Origin of the sequence: Janthinobacterium sp. FW305-128 (assembly GCF_020858135.1) — a bacterium.
In the GTDB taxonomy this organism is placed as follows: domain Bacteria; phylum Pseudomonadota; class Gammaproteobacteria; order Burkholderiales; family Burkholderiaceae_D; genus Janthinobacterium.
In genome coordinates this window covers 442,438-458,214 of the sequence record NZ_JACYMK010000003.1, presented here as the reverse complement: position 1 = coordinate 458,214, position 15,777 = coordinate 442,438, and the positions used below count along the sequence as shown (strand labels likewise).

The 15,777-nt window shown below is 61.5% G+C and carries 18 protein-coding genes; 5 read left to right on the top strand and 13 right to left on the bottom strand.

All coding sequences use genetic code 11. The features are described 5' to 3' along the window. Positions 1-126: 126 nt before the first annotated feature. Both clpA and clpS read right to left on the bottom strand, forming a co-directional pair. Positions 127-2,427, bottom strand: coding sequence for an ATP-dependent Clp protease ATP-binding subunit ClpA (gene clpA / locus IGS60_RS09695; RefSeq protein ID WP_034751575.1), 2,301 nt, complete (start codon positions 2,425-2,427; stop codon positions 127-129). Continuing rightward, complete coding sequence (clpS, locus tag IGS60_RS09690; protein ID WP_070221390.1) at positions 2,424-2,726, bottom strand: ATP-dependent Clp protease adapter ClpS; 303 nt, start codon at positions 2,724-2,726, stop codon at positions 2,424-2,426. The genes clpA and clpS overlap by 4 nt, the downstream gene beginning before the upstream one ends. A 321-nt stretch (positions 2,727-3,047) precedes the next feature. Here clpS and IGS60_RS09685 point away from each other — a divergent pair, with 321 nt between their 5' ends. Further along, the gene (locus IGS60_RS09685) at positions 3,048-3,251 is read left to right on the top strand and encodes a cold-shock protein (protein ID WP_010395943.1); all 204 of its coding nucleotides are present in this window, start codon (positions 3,048-3,050) and stop codon (positions 3,249-3,251) included. 88 nt (positions 3,252-3,339) lie between these two features. Here IGS60_RS09685 and icd read toward each other — a convergent pair whose 3' ends face one another. Then, complete coding sequence (gene icd, locus IGS60_RS09680; protein ID WP_070221389.1) at positions 3,340-4,593, bottom strand: NADP-dependent isocitrate dehydrogenase; 1,254 nt, start codon at positions 4,591-4,593, stop codon at positions 3,340-3,342. Between the two features lie 288 nt (positions 4,594-4,881). Between icd and IGS60_RS09675 the strand changes: the two genes are divergently transcribed. From IGS60_RS09675 to IGS60_RS09665, 3 genes are all read left to right on the top strand, one after another. After that, positions 4,882-5,445: a pseudouridine synthase gene (locus IGS60_RS09675; RefSeq protein ID WP_230504035.1), complete on the top strand. Its 564-nt coding sequence runs from the start codon at positions 4,882-4,884 to the stop codon at positions 5,443-5,445. 107 nt (positions 5,446-5,552) lie between these two features. Beyond that, positions 5,553-5,834: a hypothetical protein gene (locus IGS60_RS09670; RefSeq protein WP_139143060.1), complete on the top strand. Its 282-nt coding sequence runs from the start codon at positions 5,553-5,555 to the stop codon at positions 5,832-5,834. Positions 5,835-5,966: 132 nt separating this feature from the next. Then, the gene (locus IGS60_RS09665) at positions 5,967-6,410 is read left to right on the top strand and encodes a DUF192 domain-containing protein (protein WP_230504032.1); all 444 of its coding nucleotides are present in this window, start codon (positions 5,967-5,969) and stop codon (positions 6,408-6,410) included. Positions 6,411-6,585: 175 nt separating this feature from the next. On the opposite strand, the gene rpsT is transcribed toward IGS60_RS09665, so the two are convergent. Next, positions 6,586-6,852: a 30S ribosomal protein S20 gene (gene rpsT / locus IGS60_RS09660; protein WP_010395935.1), complete on the bottom strand. Its 267-nt coding sequence runs from the start codon at positions 6,850-6,852 to the stop codon at positions 6,586-6,588. Between the two features lie 308 nt (positions 6,853-7,160). On the opposite strand from rpsT, the gene murJ reads away from it, so the two are divergent. Beyond that, the gene (gene murJ / locus IGS60_RS09655) at positions 7,161-8,708 is read left to right on the top strand and encodes a murein biosynthesis integral membrane protein MurJ (RefSeq protein WP_230504031.1); all 1,548 of its coding nucleotides are present in this window, start codon (positions 7,161-7,163) and stop codon (positions 8,706-8,708) included. Between the two features lie 350 nt (positions 8,709-9,058). Here murJ and IGS60_RS09650 read toward each other — a convergent pair whose 3' ends face one another. The 9 genes from IGS60_RS09650 to IGS60_RS09610 all read right to left on the bottom strand — a co-directional run bounded on the left by IGS60_RS09650 (position 9,059) and on the right by IGS60_RS09610 (position 15,777). Continuing rightward, on the bottom strand, positions 9,059-9,556 hold the full coding sequence (locus IGS60_RS09650) for an FxDxF family PEP-CTERM protein (RefSeq protein ID WP_070221384.1): 498 nt from the start codon (positions 9,554-9,556) through the stop codon (positions 9,059-9,061). Between the two features lie 242 nt (positions 9,557-9,798). Then, the gene (locus IGS60_RS09645; protein WP_230504029.1) at positions 9,799-10,449 is read right to left on the bottom strand and encodes a type II secretion system protein; all 651 of its coding nucleotides are present in this window, start codon (positions 10,447-10,449) and stop codon (positions 9,799-9,801) included. A 5-nt stretch (positions 10,450-10,454) separates the two neighbouring features. Then, on the bottom strand, positions 10,455-10,847 hold the full coding sequence (locus IGS60_RS09640; protein WP_230504027.1) for a type II secretion system protein: 393 nt from the start codon (positions 10,845-10,847) through the stop codon (positions 10,455-10,457). A gap of 3 nt (positions 10,848-10,850) precedes the next feature. After that, positions 10,851-11,333: a type II secretion system protein gene (locus tag IGS60_RS09635; protein ID WP_070221381.1), complete on the bottom strand. Its 483-nt coding sequence runs from the start codon at positions 11,331-11,333 to the stop codon at positions 10,851-10,853. Continuing rightward, positions 11,330-13,360 (bottom strand): secretin N-terminal domain-containing protein, encoded by a 2,031-nt coding sequence (locus IGS60_RS09630; RefSeq protein ID WP_230504077.1) that lies wholly within the window; start codon positions 13,358-13,360, stop codon positions 11,330-11,332. Before IGS60_RS09630 ends, IGS60_RS09635 begins: the two co-directional genes overlap by 4 nt. After that, the gene (locus IGS60_RS09625; protein ID WP_070308447.1) at positions 13,360-13,881 is read right to left on the bottom strand and encodes a hypothetical protein; all 522 of its coding nucleotides are present in this window, start codon (positions 13,879-13,881) and stop codon (positions 13,360-13,362) included. The genes IGS60_RS09630 and IGS60_RS09625 overlap by 1 nt, the downstream gene beginning before the upstream one ends. Then, on the bottom strand, positions 13,878-14,450 hold the full coding sequence (locus tag IGS60_RS09620) for a hypothetical protein (protein WP_230504025.1): 573 nt from the start codon (positions 14,448-14,450) through the stop codon (positions 13,878-13,880). Before IGS60_RS09620 ends, IGS60_RS09625 begins: the two co-directional genes overlap by 4 nt. Further along, positions 14,447-14,995, bottom strand: a complete 549-nt coding sequence (locus IGS60_RS09615; protein WP_070289628.1) for a hypothetical protein — start codon at positions 14,993-14,995, stop codon at positions 14,447-14,449. The genes IGS60_RS09620 and IGS60_RS09615 overlap by 4 nt, the downstream gene beginning before the upstream one ends. Continuing rightward, on the bottom strand, positions 14,992-15,777 hold the full coding sequence (locus IGS60_RS09610) for a hypothetical protein (RefSeq protein ID WP_230504022.1): 786 nt from the start codon (positions 15,775-15,777) through the stop codon (positions 14,992-14,994). Before IGS60_RS09610 ends, IGS60_RS09615 begins: the two co-directional genes overlap by 4 nt.

Below are 15,777 nucleotides of genomic sequence, written 5' to 3'. Positions count from 1 at the left end.
CCGGACAGCAATTCTGGCATAACTACGACCAAAGAAAACCTTCTTAAAACCTTCTTTATTGCCCATAAAAACGTAAAAAAACCCGCGCCACTTGCGTGGGCGGGTTTTTCGTTGACGGCAGGAAGCTTACTCGACTTCCACCGTTTCCGGTGCTGCCGTCGGCGCCGCGTCTGGCGGTTCCGGGAATTCCAGCAAGACCTGGTCCTTGTCGTCGAGGTCGACGGTGACCCGTCCACCCGTGACCAGGCGGCCGAACAGCAGTTCGTCGGCCAGCGCCTTGCGGATCATGTCCTGGATCAAACGCGCCATCGGCCGCGCACCCATGAGCGGATCGAAACCTTTCTTGCCGAGGAAAGCACGCAGCTTCTCGGTAAACACGGCTTCGACCTTTTTCTCGTGCAACTGTTCTTCCAGTTGCATCAGGAACTTGTCGACCACGCGCAGGATGATTTCCTGGTCCAGCGCGCGGAAGCTGATGGTCGCGTCGATGCGGTTGCGGAACTCCGGCGTAAACATGCGCTTGATGTCGGCCATCTCGTCGCCCGCCTGCTTCGAATTCGTGAAGCCGATCGACGTCTTTTGCAAGCTTTCCGCGCCCGCATTCGTCGTCATGATGATGATCACGTTGCGGAAATCGGCTTTGCGGCCATTGTTGTCCGTCAAGGTGCCATGGTCCATGACTTGCAGCAGGATATTGAAAATGTCCGGATGGGCTTTTTCAATTTCATCGAGCAGCAAGACCGCATGCGGTTTCTTGGTGATCGCTTCCGTCAGCAGGCCGCCCTGGTCGAAACCGACGTAGCCCGGCGGCGCGCCGATCAGGCGGCTGACGGCGTGGCGTTCCATGTATTCCGACATGTCGAAACGGATCAGCTCGATGCCGAGGATGAAGGCCAATTGCTTGGCCACCTCGGTCTTGCCGACGCCGGTCGGACCGGAGAACAGGAAGGAGCCGATCGGCTTGTCCGTCTTGCCCAGGCCGGCACGGGCCATCTTGATGGCCGAGGCCAGCGCGTCGATGGCAGGATCTTGCCCGAACACGACATTGCGCAAGTCGCGGTCGATCGTCTGCAGCTTGCTGCGGTCGTCCTGGTTGACCGTTTGCGGCGGAATGCGGGCGATCTTGGCGATGATGTCCTCGATCTCGGCCTTGCCGATGGTTTTCTTTTGCTTCGACTTCGGCAGGATGCGCTGCGCCGCGCCCGCTTCATCGATGACGTCGATCGCCTTGTCGGGCAGATGGCGGTCGTTGATGAAGCGCGCCGCCAGTTCGGCCGCCGTCGACAGGGCCGAGGCCGAGTATTTGACGCCGTGGTGCTCTTCGAAGCGCGACTTGAGGCCGCGCAAGATCTGCACGGTTTGCTCGACGGTCGGCTCGTTGACGTCCACTTTCTGGAAGCGGCGGGAGAGCGCATGGTCTTTCTCGAACACGCCGCGGAATTCCGTGTACGTGGTCGCGCCGATGCACTTCAATTGACCATTCGCCAGTGCCGGTTTCAGCAGGTTGGATGCATCGAGGGTACCGCCCGACGCCGAGCCCGCACCGATGATGGTGTGGATCTCGTCGATGAACAGGATGCCGTTCGGATTGTCCTTCAACTGTTTCAGCACGGCTTTCAGGCGCTGCTCGAAGTCGCCGCGGTATTTGGTACCGGCCAGCAAGGCGCCCATGTCCAGCGAATACACGACGGCATTCTGCAGGATTTCCGGCACATCGCTTTGCGTGATGCGGTAAGCGAGGCCTTCGGCGATGGCCGTCTTGCCCACGCCCGCCTCGCCGACCAGCAGCGGATTGTTCTTGCGGCGGCGGCACAGGATCTGGATCACGCGGTCGACTTCTTCCTCGCGCCCGATCAGCGGGTCGATCTTGCCTTCGGCAGCGGCCTTGTTCAGGTTTTGCGTGAACTGGTCGAGCGGGCTTTCCTTCGGCTGGCCATCGACGGGCGCTTCTTCCACGCCTTCGGAGGCTTTCGCGCTTTCCGTCGACTGGTCCTTGCGCACGCCGTGCGAGATGAAATTGACCACGTCCAGGCGTGTCACGCCCTGCTGGTGCAGGTAGTAGACCGCATGCGAATCCTTTTCGCCGAAGATGGCCACCAGCACATTGGCGCCCGTGACTTCCTTCTTGCCGTTCGAGGCGGACTGGACGTGCATGATGGCGCGCTGAATCACGCGCTGGAAACCAAGCGTCGGCTGGGTGTCGACTTCGCCCGTGCCAGGCACGGTCGGCGTGTTATCGCCGATGAAATTGGTGAGGGTCTTGCGCAGGTCTTCTATATTGACCGCGCAGGCACGCAATACCTCGGCAGCGGAGGGATTGTCCAGCAGTGCCAGCAGTAAATGCTCAACCGTGATGAATTCGTGCCGTGCCTGCCGAGCTTCGACAAACGCCATGTGCAAACTTACTTCTAATTCCTGCGCAATCATACTTCCTCCATCACGCACTGCAGGGGGTGCCCCGCCTTGCGCGCATGCGTTAAAACGAACTCCACTTTGGTACACGCTATATCTTTAGAGAACACGCCGCACACTCCTTTGCCGTAGCGATGAACACTGAGCATGATTTGCGTCGCCGTTTCACGGTCCTTGTTGAAATACTCCTGAATGATGGCCACCACAAATTCCATCGGGGTGTAGTCGTCATTGAGCAAGGCTACCTGATAGAGCGGCGGCGGCTTCAGCACTTGCCGCTCCAGCAGGGTTTCTGAGTCGTGCTTGGTTGCCATACGCTTATTCTAATGCTTTCACAGTGGTTGTCATGCGCAATATCTACGCCTTTCCAATTGTTTTCAATCTTACGCGTTTTCTTAATAGTGCGCAGATGGCGACCTTGCTGTCAAAATCAAGAGTTGCTTTTTTGGTCGTCGTGAAGAATTTGTCAATATCGATGGAAAAGCGCTTGACTTCATTATTTATTCCGCCAACAATGCTGTATCGACTGTTGCAGTAATGTACAGCTTGATAAGAAGTGAGACGTCGAGGAGGGGGCAAGAAGCTTCTTGCTTTTATGGCTCGTGTGATTTGTTTTAATTTTGAAAGTTCTTTTTATGGCAACAGGTACAGTTAAGTGGTTCAATGATTCCAAAGGTTTTGGCTTCATCACTCCAGATGATGGCGGCGAAGATTTGTTTGCTCATTTCTCCGCAATCAACATGAACGGTTTCAAGACCCTCAAAGAAGGTCAAAAAGTTCAATTCGAAGTCACGCAAGGCCCTAAAGGCAAGCAAGCTTCCAACATCCAAGCAGCCTAAGCATCGCCGGCCCTCAGATGTGAAAAGCCCCGTTGTCAAACGGGGTTTTTTTTCGTCCGCAGGGTGCCCAGCACCCTGCCCCCGCTTATTACATGTGCTCGATCATCACGTCGCCGAAACCGGAACACGACACTTGCGTCGCGCCTTCCATCAGGCGGGCGAAATCGTAGGTGACGCGCTTCGAGGCGATCGACTTTTGCATCGAAGAAATGATCAGGTCGGCCGCTTCCAGCCAGCCCATGTGGCGCAGCATCATTTCCGCCGACAGGATCAGCGAACCGGGGTTCACGTAATCCTTGCCCGCGTACTTCGGCGCCGTGCCGTGCGTCGCTTCGAACATGGCAACGGAATCGGACAGGTTCGCGCCCGGCGCGATGCCGATGCCGCCCACTTGCGCCGCCAGCGCGTCGGAAATGTAATCGCCGTTCAGATTCAGGGTCGCGATGACGCTGTATTCGGCCGGACGCAGCAAAATCTGTTGCAGGAACGCGTCAGCGATCGAATCCTTGACGATGATGTCGCGGCCCGTCTTCGGATTCTTGAACTTGCACCATGGGCCGCCATCGATCAGCTCGGCGCCGAATTCCTTTTGCGCCAGCGCATACGCCCAGTCGCGGAAACCGCCTTCCGTGTATTTCATGATGTTGCCTTTGTGCACGATCGTCACGGAAGGCTTGTCATTGTCGATCGCGTACTGGATGGCCTTGCGCACGAGGCGCTCCGTGCCTTCGATGGACACGGGCTTGATGCCCAGGCCCGAGGTGGCCGGGAAGCGGATTTTCGTCACGCCCATTTCATTGACGAGGAAATCCATCAGTTTCTTCGCTTCGGGCGAGCCCTGCTGGTACTCGATGCCGGCGTAGATATCTTCCGAATTTTCGCGGAAAATCACCATGTCCGTCTTTTCCGGCTCTTTCACGGGCGATGGCACGCCTGTGAAGTAGCGCACGGGACGCAGGCAGACGTACAGATCGAGCTGTTGGCGCAGCGCCACGTTCAGCGAGCGGATGCCGCCGCCGACGGGCGTCGTCAGCGGGCCCTTGATGGAGACCACGTAATCTTTCAGCACTTGCAAGGTTTCTTCCGGCAGCCACACATCGGGGCCGTACACATTCGTCGATTTCTCGCCCGCGTAGATTTCCATCCAGCTGATCTTGCGTGCGCCGCCGTAGGCCTTGGCCACGGCAGCGTCGATCACCTTGATCATGACCGGGCTGATATCGATGCCCGTGCCATCGCCTTCAATGAAGGGAACGATGGGATTATCTGGTACATTCAGCGAAAAATCGGCGTTGACGGTGATTTTTTGGCCGTCAGCAGGTACAGTGATATGTTGATACATCGTGATCTCCGAAGTGGGACACACCGCTGGCGGGTAACACTGGCCGGCGACGCGCTCTGCGGTTGCAGAGTTTACAAAAACAAGTCCGAACAGGGCGGCAATAAGGCACTTTAGCAGGGAAAGAACAGCCGGGTCATCCGCGGCGCCAAAGAACCTCGTTGCCATATCGCCTACGTCTTCTATAAGACATAAGACTAACGTTTCACATTATGCACCAGTATCTTACAGGGCGCCACGCTTTTGCGGCGCCGACCAGCAGCCACCCTCGTTTGCATCAATTTATCCAGCATGCCACTCATTCTCTTCAATAAACCATTCCAGGTCCTGTGCCAGTTTTCGCCGCAGGAAGGCCGCGCCACCCTGGCCGACCACATCACGATTCCCGGCATCTATCCGGCCGGCCGGCTCGACGCCGACAGCGAAGGCTTGCTGCTGCTGACGGACGACGGCCGCCTGCAGCACGAGATCAGCCACCCGGACCGCAAGGAAGCGAAAACCTATCTGGTGCAGGTCGATGGCGTGCCCGACGCGGCCAGCCTGGCGCGCCTGCAGGCGCCGCTGGACCTGGGCGACTTCATCACCAAGCCGTGCAAGGCCGTGCGCATCGCCGAGCCCGACTGGCTGTGGCCGCGCAACCCGCCGATCCGCGCGCGCGCCGACAAGCCCACCTCCTGGCTGGCGATCACTTTGAAAGAAGGAAAAAACCGGCAAGTGCGGCGCATGACGGCGGCCGTCGGCCTGCCCACCCTGCGCCTGGTGCGCAGCGCCATCGGCCCGTTTTCTCTGGCCAGCCACCCGCTGATGCCCGGCGAATGGTGCGAAGTGCCGGCCGATAACATTGGGAAAACGTGAACGGCACAAGAAAAACGGTTTTCCTTGCTGAAATTTTTCCAATAAGCACTATTTATTTTTAGATAATGCATTAAAATCATCTGACCTTCACATGACGGAAAGGAAAGATGATGACAAAAGTAATATTCACACTGGCCGCCTCCCTGCTTGCCGGCGCCGCACTGGCCCAGTCGGGCGCCCAGGTGCACGCTTCCGCCGCGACCGATGCCGTCAAGCCGCCACCCGCATCGGCAGCCAGCCAGGCTTCGGCCGCCACCGATGCCAGCAAGCCCGTGCCGCCGGCGTCGGCTTCCGTCAACGCGTCCGCCGCGACGGACGCGTCGCGCCTGATTCCCCAGGCGCGCAAGACGAAGCAGCCGGCCGCTGAAACAGGCAAGCCGGTGAAATAAACGTCATTCCCGGGGTGACGGCAGCGACTATGTTGTTGTCACCCCACGCTTTTGACGCGGCCAGGCCGCATGCTTGACCAGGCGGCCGCCAGCATGGCTTAATCGCCGCTTCGCAGCCACCCATCCCGTCCCATGAAAAATCCCCTTCGCCGTCTCTGCCTGTCCATCGCCCTGTTGTCTTGCGCCAGCATGGTCCAGGCGCAAACAAAAAGCGTGCAGCTGTCGGCCGGCATGCATTTGATCCAGGCGGAAGTGGCGGCGACAGAAGAGCAACGCGAACAGGGCTTGATGTACCGTGAAAAAATGCCGGCGAATGCGGGCATGCTGTTTGTCTTTGACAATCCCTCGACGCAATGCATGTGGATGAAAAACACGCCGCTGCCCCTGTCGGTGGCCTTTCTCGATGCCAGCGGCAAGATCGTCAACATCGAAGACATGCAGCCGCATACGCTCGACAGCCATTGCTCCACGAAGACCGTGCCCGTGCGCTATGCGCTGGAAATGCATCTGGGCTGGTTCAAGCAAAAGAATATCAAGCCGGGCATGAGCATCGGTAACTTGCCGGCGCTGCGCTAGACAGTGGCGGCCGGCAGCAAGGCGCTGCCGGAAAACGACTGCCGCGGATAGCCGAAAAAGCATGTGCGCACGCGAAAAAACCCGCTAGAACGAATCTGCGGGTTTTTGCTTTTCAACCAGTGCCAGCGTACCGGCACAGGCAAGGCCACCGTGGTGGCTTGCCTGCTGGCGAATATTAAGCGGACAGTGCTTTCAAAGCAGCTGCCAGACGGCTCTTATGGCGAGCTGCCTTGTTTTTGTGGATGATCTTCTTGTCAGCGATACGGTCGATGGTCGACACGGATGCCTGGAAGATTGCAGCAGCAGCTGCCTTGTCGCCGCCCTGGATCGCTTTGCGAGCAGCTTTGATAGCCGTGCGCAAGGTCGAACGTTGGGACGAATTGTGTGCGTTTTGCTTAACTGCTTGACGAGCGCGTTTGCGCGCTTGTGCGGTATTTGCCATGGAATTTCCTAAAACAGGGTCAAAGTGCGTTTGCAAACATTAGTGTTTGCCAACCGGTGCGTTCTGTGCGTCTGCCGAACCATGTGTGCCAAACCAGTGCCTGTCAAACATTAGTGTCTGCGTAACAGAATTCTGTACAGCCTTCGATTATAGCGATATTTTCAAGCGGGGGCAAATCAAAAAACCGTGTATCACGCCAAAAACACCTGAAAATGGGGCTGGCAAGGGCGAATGCGCAGCTAATCGGCAGCGTTTGTTACCATATTTTAAGCGTTTAACGGTACCGCGCCCGGCTATAATCTCCCCCCATGAACTTGCTTAAAACCCTCGCCGCCATTTCCAGCATGACCATGCTGTCCCGTGTAACCGGATTATTGCGCGAAAGCCTGTTCGCGCGCGCCTTTGGCGCCGGCGCCTACACGGACGCTTTCATTGTTGCCTTCCGCATCCCCAACCTGTTGCGCCGATTGTTTGCCGAGGGGGCGTTCTCGCAAGCGTTCGTACCGATCTTGTCTGAATACAAGAACCAGCACGGCCAGGAAGCGAGCAAGCAATTGGCCGACCATGTGGCCACGACCCTCGTCTGGGCCACCCTGCTCGTGTCCGCCATCGGCATCGTCGGCGCACCGTGGTTCGTCTACGTGATCGCCACGGGCCTGTCCAAGGACCCGGGCGCTTTTGACGCGGCCGTGTGGATGACGCGACTGATGTTCCCTTATATTACCTGCATGTCGTTCGTGGCCCTGGCCGGCGGCATCTTGAATACCTGGCGCGAATTCAAGATTCCCGCGTTCACGCCGGTGCTGCTGAACCTGTCCTTCATCGCCGCCTCGCTGTTCCTCGCGCCATACTTGAAACAGCCGATCTACGCCATGGCCATCGCCGTGTTCGCCGGCGGCCTGCTGCAGGTGGCCATCCAGATTCCCGCGCTGATCAAGATCGGCATGCTGCCGCGGCTGTCGATCAATCCCGCCATCGGCCTGTCCGACGGCGGCGTGCGCCGCGTGCTGAAAAAGATGGGCCCAGCCGTGTTCGCCGTGTCTGCTGCGCAGATCAGCCTGATGATCAACACGAGCATCGCCTCGCGCCTGGCCGAAGGCAGTATTTCCTGGCTGTCGTATGCGGACCGCCTGATGGAGTTCCCGACCGCCATGCTGGGCGTGGCCCTGGGCACCATCTTGCTGCCCAGCCTGTCGAAAGCGAACGTGGACGGCGACAAGACGGAATACTCGGCCCTGCTGGACTGGGGCTTGCGCCTGACCTTCCTGCTGGCCCTGCCCGCCGCCGTCGGCATGGCGACCCTGGCCACGCCGCTGATCGCGACATTGTTTCACTACGGCAAGTTCACAGCCGAATCCGTCACCATGTCGACGCAGCCGCTGGTGGCCTACAGCCTGGGCCTGATCGGCATCATCCTCGTCAAAACCCTGGCGCCCGCCTTCTATGCGCGCCAGGACATCCGCACGCCCGTGAAAATCGCCATCGGCGTGCTGATCGCCACGCAGCTGATGAATCTGCTGTTCGTGCCCTACATCGCCGTGGCCGGCCTGGCCCTGTCGATCGGCCTGGGCGCCTGCCTGAATGCCAGTTTCCTGTACTGGGGCTTGCGCAAGCGCGGCATCTACCAGCCGAAACCGGGCTGGGCCAAATTCTTCGCGCGCCTGCTGCCGGCACTCATCGTGATGGGCGGCGTGGCGTATGCTGGCGCCATGCGCATCGACTGGATCGCCATGCAAGCCCATCCGCTGCTGCGGGCCGGTGCCCTGGCCCTGGTGGTGGCCCTGTGCGGCGTGGCGTACTTTGCGACGTTATTTGCAGTTGGCTTCCGCTTCCGCGACTTCAAGCGCCACGCGTGACAAGCTGCACAGGACGTTGTTGCCGGCGTCTCGCCGTACTGGCGTACTGTCTTCGACTTGGCGCCTAGTCCTGCGCAGCTTGTCCAGATTGCGCAGGATGTTGTTGCAGGCGTGTCGCGTACTCGCATACTGTCTTCGACTTGGTACCTGGCCCTGCGCGGCTTGTCCAGATTGCGCAGGACGTTGTTGCCGGCGTCTCGCCGTACTGGCGTACTGTCTTCGACTTGGCACCTGGTCCTGCGCAGCTTGCCCATATTGCGCAGGATGTTGATGCCGGCGTACTGCCTTGCACAAATGATCCAGACGAAAAAAAACCCGCCGGAGCGGGTTTTTTTCATTGCAGCGAAAGCTTATGCAGCTTTCTTGGCGCGGCGGCGTGCCACGGCGCCAACCAATGCCAGGCCGCCCAGCAGCATGCCATAGGTTTCTGGTTCTGGTACTGGCAGGGCCGAAACCGTGCCTACGTACTGAACATTTTTCACCAGGGTCAGACCCGTGACTTGCACCGTGTAGGTGCCAGCGGCCAATTCGCCTGCCCAGCTCAGATTCTGGATACCGCTAGCCGTGCTCTTGGCCAGATCGCCATAGCCGACCAGGGTAGCGGCGAAATCCTTGATCGCGCCGTTAGCAACGGAGAACGTTTGCAGTGCACCGAACGAAGTCGACGATGGAGCCAGCAACTGGAAGGTCCACGAATCATTGATCTGCGAATTGATCGCGAACTTGGTCGTGAAAGCCGACAGGGTATCGGAACCGGCTGGGTCCAGAATGCCCAGGTCGTAGGTTGCTGCCGACGCGCTGAACGATGCTGCTGCCATGATGCCTGCAGCGATAAATTTCAATTTCATAGCTTATCCCTTAAAAAGTAATTTATGGCTGCAATGCGCAGGCCACCAATAGTTTATTAGTACCGGAAGTACTGAACAGAATGGTAACATAATTGCATTGAATTACTTATAAATTTTTTATCTAAGTTTCACCAAGGATAACTATTTTCGAAATGAACTATTTGCCGGCATCTATGAATTTCCAGGGAAAAATAGTTACCGAGGCATACATTTATTTTTTCCATGTTTTAAGGTAAAACCGTCTATTCGGCAGTGTTTTCGGCGGAATTTTGCGGTTCAAGCTGTTCATTTGGCTCTGGTGGCGTTTGTTCTTGCGGTGGGGTAACAGGGCGAAAAAACAACGGTGACGCGGGCAAGGCGGGCGCGATGCTGTCCTCATCACTCGCTGGCACAGCTGCCGGTCCCGCAGACGGCACGGATGACACCCGTGCATCGACCATGAAGCGCCATTCCGAGAAATGCGCCTTGCCTTCGAAGCCGGCGAACCGGGCCTCGAAGTTGCCAACCTTTAATGGCGCAGCCTGGGACAGGCTGTACACGCCGATGATGCCGTTGCTGCCCGGCTGATACAGCAAGCCCCACTCGGCGCGGCCCGTGATGGGATCGACAAACAACTTGCGCAGGTGCCGGCGCAGCTGGGGCGTACGGGGATCGCGCAGCAAGGCGGCCAGGGTCGGCGGCTGTTGCGGCTGGCCCGGCGGCGTGGCCGCCGCATAACTGTACAGGGCGTCTGAAAACTGCGCGCCGATATCGAGCAATTCCTGCTCGGCCGCCTGGCGCTGCAGCAAGGAGCCCATCTTCAGCCCGGCCGCCCCTACCAGGCCCAGAATAGCCACCAGAATGATCAGGCCCAGGTAAGTAAAACCGCGCTGGCGGCGCGCAGAACGGTACATGGCCGCTACCAGTCGGCGAACGGCGTGCCACTGCGGTCCTTGCCGGGCGCGCCGCTTTTCACGTCATACACCTGGCCCGGCGTGTCGTCCGGTGGCGGCACGATCAGCCAGCTGCTGTCGCTGTCCGTGATGGGATCGATGGGCATGGCGCGCAGGTATTTCTTTTCCACCAGTTGCTCCAGCGAATCGGGGTAGCGCCCCGTATCGCCGTGGAACTGGTCGATGGTGGTGCGCAGGTTGCGCAAGTTATCCGCCAGCACGGTTTCCTTCGCCTTGTCGAGACTGGGAAAGTAGCGCGGCACGGCCAGGGTCAGCAGCAGCGCCACGATGCCGAGCACCACCAGCAATTCGATCAGGGTAAAGCCGCGCCTGCGGCGTGGGGCGTTTTCAGCGGGCATGGTTCACCATAAACGGTAAGGCACGTTGTTCAAGCCCGTCTTGCCGGACGTGCAATACACATCGTAGACATCGTCGCCCTCGCGCGGCTCGGCCGCTTCGCTGGCGTAGCTGCGCTTGCCCCACGTTTGCGCGTCGCTCAGACCAGCGTCGCCGTTGAACGGGTCGCGCGGCACGCGGCGCAGGAAAAACAGTTTGCTGCGCTTCGGGTTGCGCTGGTCCGGCACGCCCTCGACCAGCAGTTCCAGGCTTTTCGGATAACCGCTGGCGTCGGGCGCGCGCAGGATGCGGCCCTCGTCGCCAGCCCGTTTATAGGCGTCGAGCCCCTGGCGGATGTCGCGCAGCGCGCGCCGCAATTCCTGCTCCTGGCGCCGCTGCATCGTCACCTGCGTGACGGGGATCACCAGGGTGGCCAGCACGCCCAGGATGGCCAGGGTCACCAGCAGTTCGATCAGGGTGAATCCGCCCTGCGCGCGCGTCACGCTCATTTGGCGGGCGGCGGCACCACCGGCACCGGCTGGCTCGACGACAGCGGCAAGGGTGCCGCCTGCAGCGGTACGGGCTGGCCCGACGATATCGGCAAAGGCGACGCGGCCGGCTCGGGCGACGGCGCCACTTCCGGCGCCGCCACGCTCTGCGGCAAGGTCGATGGCACCTGGCCCGGCGTCATCATCGGCTGCGCCGGCGCCGGCTGCATGCCGACGGCCGACGGGCCGGAACGCACGATGACCGTGCCCGGCATCTGCGTGGGCGCCTTGGCCGCCATGTCGGGACGGCGGCGGAAGCTGCCTTCCGTGCCGGCCGAGAATTCCGATTCCTTCGCTTCCGGACGCTGCACGGTGCGCACCAGGTGCGGCGTGATCGACAGCACGATTTCCGTCTTCTGGCTGTCGTCCTTGCTGCTGCCGAACAGCCGTCCCAGCACGGGGATGTCGCCCAGGCCCGGCACCTTGTTGCCCGAGCTGCGCTCCTCATTGTTGATCAGGCCAGCCAGCACCTGGTTTTCGCCATCCTTCAGTTGCAGCATGGTCGAGGCCTGGCGCGTGCCGATCTGATACAGGGTCGAGCCGCTGCGGGTGGTGGTGGCCGCCCCCAGGTTGCTCACTTCGAGCGAAATGCGGATGCCCACTTCATTATTCAAATAGATGGTCGGCTCGGCGTTCACCGTCAAGCCCACGTCCAGGTAGCTGATCGACTCGGAAGCGAAGCCGCCCGTGCCCGGCGAAATCGTGGTGGTCACCACGGGCACCCTGTCGCCGATGACGAACTTCGCCTTTTCCCGGTTGCGCACGCGGATGCGCGGATTGGCCAGGATATTCGCGTCGCCATCCGTCTTCTTGGCATTCGCCGTCACGGACAGGTCGCTCACGCCGATGGTGCGCTGGTTCAGGTTATTCAGGTCGTTGATGGTCAGCCCCACGCCGCCCGAGGTGGAAAGTGGCGTCAGGGTCAGGCTCGATGGCCAGGCCACGCCCAGTTCCATCAGGCGGCTGCGCTTGACTTCGAGGATTTCCAGTTCCAGCACCACTTCCGCTTCGGGCACGTCCTGCAGCGCGATCAGGCGCTCGGCCAGGCGGATCGCCTCGGGCGTGTCGCGCACGATGACGAGGTTGAGCTTTTCATCGGCCACCACGTCGCGCGTCTTCAAAATGGTCTTGAGCGTGTTGGCCACCTGCTTGGCATCCGCGTTCGCCAGGAAGAAGGTCTTTACCAGCACTTCCTGGTACTCCTTCAATTTTGCCGCCACGTTCGGGTAGATCAAAATCGTGTTCGCATCCATCACCTGCTGCTCCAGCTGGTTCGTCACCAGCAGGAAGTAGACGGCCGATTCCACCGTGCTGTTTTTCAGGAAGATCGAGGTTTTCGCGTCCGCCTTGACGTCCTTGTCGAAGACGAAATTGAGTCCCGAGCGGCGCGCGATCAGCTCGAACACCTGTTTTAACGGCGCGTCGCGAAATTCGATCGTGATCGGCTGCTTGTACGATTTGGCCAGGCCCGATTCGACCACGGGCGGCGCCGTTTTTTCATCGACCTCGCGCAGCAGCGCGCGCGCGCCGGCGTGATTCGGCTGCTCCGTGAGGATGGCGTTCAGGCGCTGGCGCGCGGGGTCGTAGCGCTTGGCGTCAAGATCCTTCTGCGCTTCGGCCAGCAGCTTGCCCTGGCGCTGCTCTCGTTCGAGCGCGCGCAAGCCGCTGCTGGCCCGCTCGTTCTGCGCATCGATTTCCAGCACGCTCATGAAGGAGGTGCGCGCCAGGTCGCCCTTTCCCGCCTGCGCCTGGCGCTCGGCCTGCTGCAAGCGGCTGCTGGTGGCCCGTTCGCGCGCCTGTAGATACGCGCTGCGGTATTGCGCGTTGCCGGGGTCCTGCTGCAGCGCCTCCTGCAGTTTTTGCAGGCCGGCCGGGATCTGATCTTGCGCAATCAGCTCGCGCCCGTCGCGGTAAGCTTGCTGCCCCGCGCAGCCGGACAGCAGCACCAGCAACGCCAGCAAAGGCGCCGGTGAAAAGGAACGAGACATCACTCGAGTACTCCAATGTTGAGCTGCTGAACCTGGTTCAACGGCAGATAGGTGAGCGTCATGACGGGCGGCGCGATCGTCACGACCTTGTAGGCGCCATCGATGACGGTATTGGCGCGCACGATATACGTCTTGTCGGCGCGCGACAAAAACACTTCCCAGGCGCCGTCGGCGGCCGCCTTGCCCAGGTAGACGAAGGGCAGCGGCGGCGCCGTCGGCGGCGGTGGCGGCGGCGCAGCCGTCACCGCCATTTTCGGCGGCGGCGGATTCCAGTTCTGGCTCTGGAAGACAGCGCCGGCGCCGCCAAAGGTGTCACCATCCTCGCCCGCCACTTCGCTGCGCGGCAGCAGGGCCAGGATGGCCGGCTGCGCTGCCTCCGCTTTGCCGGCCGGCTTACGCGCGGGCGCGACGGCCCGCTCCACGGCTTCCGCCACGTCGGCCACGGGCTGACGCTCGCCGAACAGCAGCAAGGCGCCCGCGCCCAGCACGCCGGCCAGCATGAGCCAATGGCGCGGGGTCATGGTGTTTCTCCCGCAACGCCAGGCGTATCGGTCAGATAAAAGGTCAGGCGCAGGCGCGCTTCGAGTTGCGTATCGGCGATCTGCTCGCGGCGAAAACTCAGTTCGTCGAGCGAGGCAAAGGGGACGGCGCGCAGCGCTTGCAGCGCGAACTGCCACACGGCCGCATAACTGCCCTTCAGCGGCAAGGTCACCTGCCAGGTGGCGACCCGGCTGGCCTTGTCGTAACCGCTCTTGTATTCGCCCTGCGCCAGCAGCAAGCCGTTTTTCGCGGCCAGGTCGAACAGCTGCTTGACCTGCTGCTCCGCATGGCGCTGCGGCCCCAGCGCGGCATAAAAACGGGCCAGGTTCTCGCTGGCCGTCGCCGGCGGCGCCAGAGCAGCCACGGCCAGCGCCGGCTGCGGCAAGGGCCGCGCTTCCAGCAGCGCCGCCACGGCGCGCTGCTGCCAGGCCCACGCCCAGGCGGCGATCCCCAGTGCGAGCAAAAGCACGGCCAGGCAGGCGGGCACGCCCAGGCGACGCAGCAGCAATTGCGCGCGCAGGCGCAAGATATTGATATCGATGGCCGTCATGGCGTGCCCCACTGCGCTTGAAGCTGGAAGCGCAAGGGTTTGTTCGGATCGAGCGCGTTGATTTCATGGCGCAGCAGCTGCACGCGGGAGCCGAACAGCTCCTGCTGCTTCAATTGCGCGATATAGGCCACCATGGCGTCGCTGCCGGTCGTTTCGGCCGTGATCTTCAGCACGCGCTTGCGCGCGTCCGGCTCCAGCGCCAGCAGCGCGATGGCGGGCGGCGTGGCGCTGGCCAGCGCATCCTGCAGGTCGCGCCACGGCAGGTTCAATTGCAGGATGGCCGCATTCACGGCCGCCGCCTGCGCCGGTGCGATGGCCATTTGCGGCGCAGGCGCCGGGCCCAGCGTGGCGGCCAGCACGCGTTGCTGCGCGCGCTGCAACTGCCCCTCGCGCAGCTGCTGGCGCTGCAGCGCAGCGCTGCCGCTGTACGCCGCCGTGACGACCAGCACCATGCCCAGCGCCCCCGTGCCCCATGCCCAGGCGGGCACGCGGTGCAGGCTGCGGCGCCAGCCAGGCGGCGCGAAATCGATATCGAGGCGCGTCATGCCACGCCTCCGCTGTGGGCCAGCCGGGCGGCCGGCGACAAAGCGCCTTCCCCGTCCGGCGTGGAAAAAACCTGGCAGTGGAACTCTTGTGTCGGCGTCAGCCATGCGGGCGGCGGCGTGCCGCACAGCTGCAGCAGCGCCGGTGCGGTCACGCCTTGCAGCAGCGCCTCGCGCGCCAGCGTCTGCACCAGCCAGTCCCTGCCGGCACCAGCCGGCACGGGCAGCGCGCGCACGGCGCACAGGCGGCCATCGTGCCGCACGCCCAGGGTCAAGGCGTTTTCCTGCAACTGGCCGAACCAGGCGCCCGGTTTCAATGCGCCGTGCCAGCGGTTCCAGTGGCGCGCGAATTGCGGCGTAATAAAAATCAGAGCCAGCTTGCGGTCGGCCGCCACACGCGTCAGCTGCGCCAGCAGCGCACGGGGCACGGCGCAGAAAAACGGCACGCGCGCATCCCAGGCACTGCTGCTGTGCCACAGGCCGGGCGCATCGCCATACAGCGACTGGAAGCGCAGCGCGGCGGCCGCCTCGATGTCGGCCAGACGCGCGGCGCCCTGCGGCAAGTCCACCTGCCACAGGCGCGCCAAAGCGTCGTCGAGCACCACGGACAAGGGCCAGCCCGCGTATTGGTCCGTCGGCAGCAGCCGCTCCAGCAACTGCGCCAGCGCCTGGCCCAGGGCGGAAAAATCGCCATGCAGGCCTTGACCGGCGTCCGGCACATACGCGGCTTCGCCCAACGGCGTCCAGGCGGGCGCGCGCCAGCGGCTGCCGCGCCACAAGCTCAA

Bases quoted from the DNA above. Each gene is read 5' to 3' on its own strand.
- clpA (WP_034751575.1), bottom strand. From the start codon at position 2,427: ATGATTGCGCAGGAATTAGAAGTAAGTTTGCACATGGCGTTTGTCGAA.
- clpS (WP_070221390.1), bottom strand. From the start codon at position 2,726: ATGGCAACCAAGCACGACTCAGAAACCCTGCTGGAGCGGCAAGTGCTG.
- IGS60_RS09685 (WP_010395943.1), top strand. From the start codon at position 3,048: ATGGCAACAGGTACAGTTAAGTGGTTCAATGATTCCAAAGGTTTTGGC.
- icd (WP_070221389.1), bottom strand. From the start codon at position 4,593: ATGTATCAACATATCACTGTACCTGCTGACGGCCAAAAAATCACCGTC.
- IGS60_RS09675 (WP_230504035.1), top strand. From the start codon at position 4,882: ATGCCACTCATTCTCTTCAATAAACCATTCCAGGTCCTGTGCCAGTTT.
- IGS60_RS09670 (WP_139143060.1), top strand. From the start codon at position 5,553: ATGATGACAAAAGTAATATTCACACTGGCCGCCTCCCTGCTTGCCGGC.
- IGS60_RS09665 (WP_230504032.1), top strand. From the start codon at position 5,967: ATGAAAAATCCCCTTCGCCGTCTCTGCCTGTCCATCGCCCTGTTGTCT.
- rpsT (WP_010395935.1), bottom strand. From the start codon at position 6,852: ATGGCAAATACCGCACAAGCGCGCAAACGCGCTCGTCAAGCAGTTAAG.
- murJ (WP_230504031.1), top strand. From the start codon at position 7,161: ATGAACTTGCTTAAAACCCTCGCCGCCATTTCCAGCATGACCATGCTG.
- IGS60_RS09650 (WP_070221384.1), bottom strand. From the start codon at position 9,556: ATGAAATTGAAATTTATCGCTGCAGGCATCATGGCAGCAGCATCGTTC.
- IGS60_RS09645 (WP_230504029.1), bottom strand. From the start codon at position 10,449: ATGTACCGTTCTGCGCGCCGCCAGCGCGGTTTTACTTACCTGGGCCTG.
- IGS60_RS09640 (WP_230504027.1), bottom strand. From the start codon at position 10,847: ATGCCCGCTGAAAACGCCCCACGCCGCAGGCGCGGCTTTACCCTGATC.
- IGS60_RS09635 (WP_070221381.1), bottom strand. From the start codon at position 11,333: ATGAGCGTGACGCGCGCGCAGGGCGGATTCACCCTGATCGAACTGCTG.
- IGS60_RS09630 (WP_230504077.1), bottom strand. From the start codon at position 13,360: ATGTCTCGTTCCTTTTCACCGGCGCCTTTGCTGGCGTTGCTGGTGCTG.
- IGS60_RS09625 (WP_070308447.1), bottom strand. From the start codon at position 13,881: ATGACCCCGCGCCATTGGCTCATGCTGGCCGGCGTGCTGGGCGCGGGC.
- IGS60_RS09620 (WP_230504025.1), bottom strand. From the start codon at position 14,450: ATGACGGCCATCGATATCAATATCTTGCGCCTGCGCGCGCAATTGCTG.
- IGS60_RS09615 (WP_070289628.1), bottom strand. From the start codon at position 14,995: ATGACGCGCCTCGATATCGATTTCGCGCCGCCTGGCTGGCGCCGCAGC.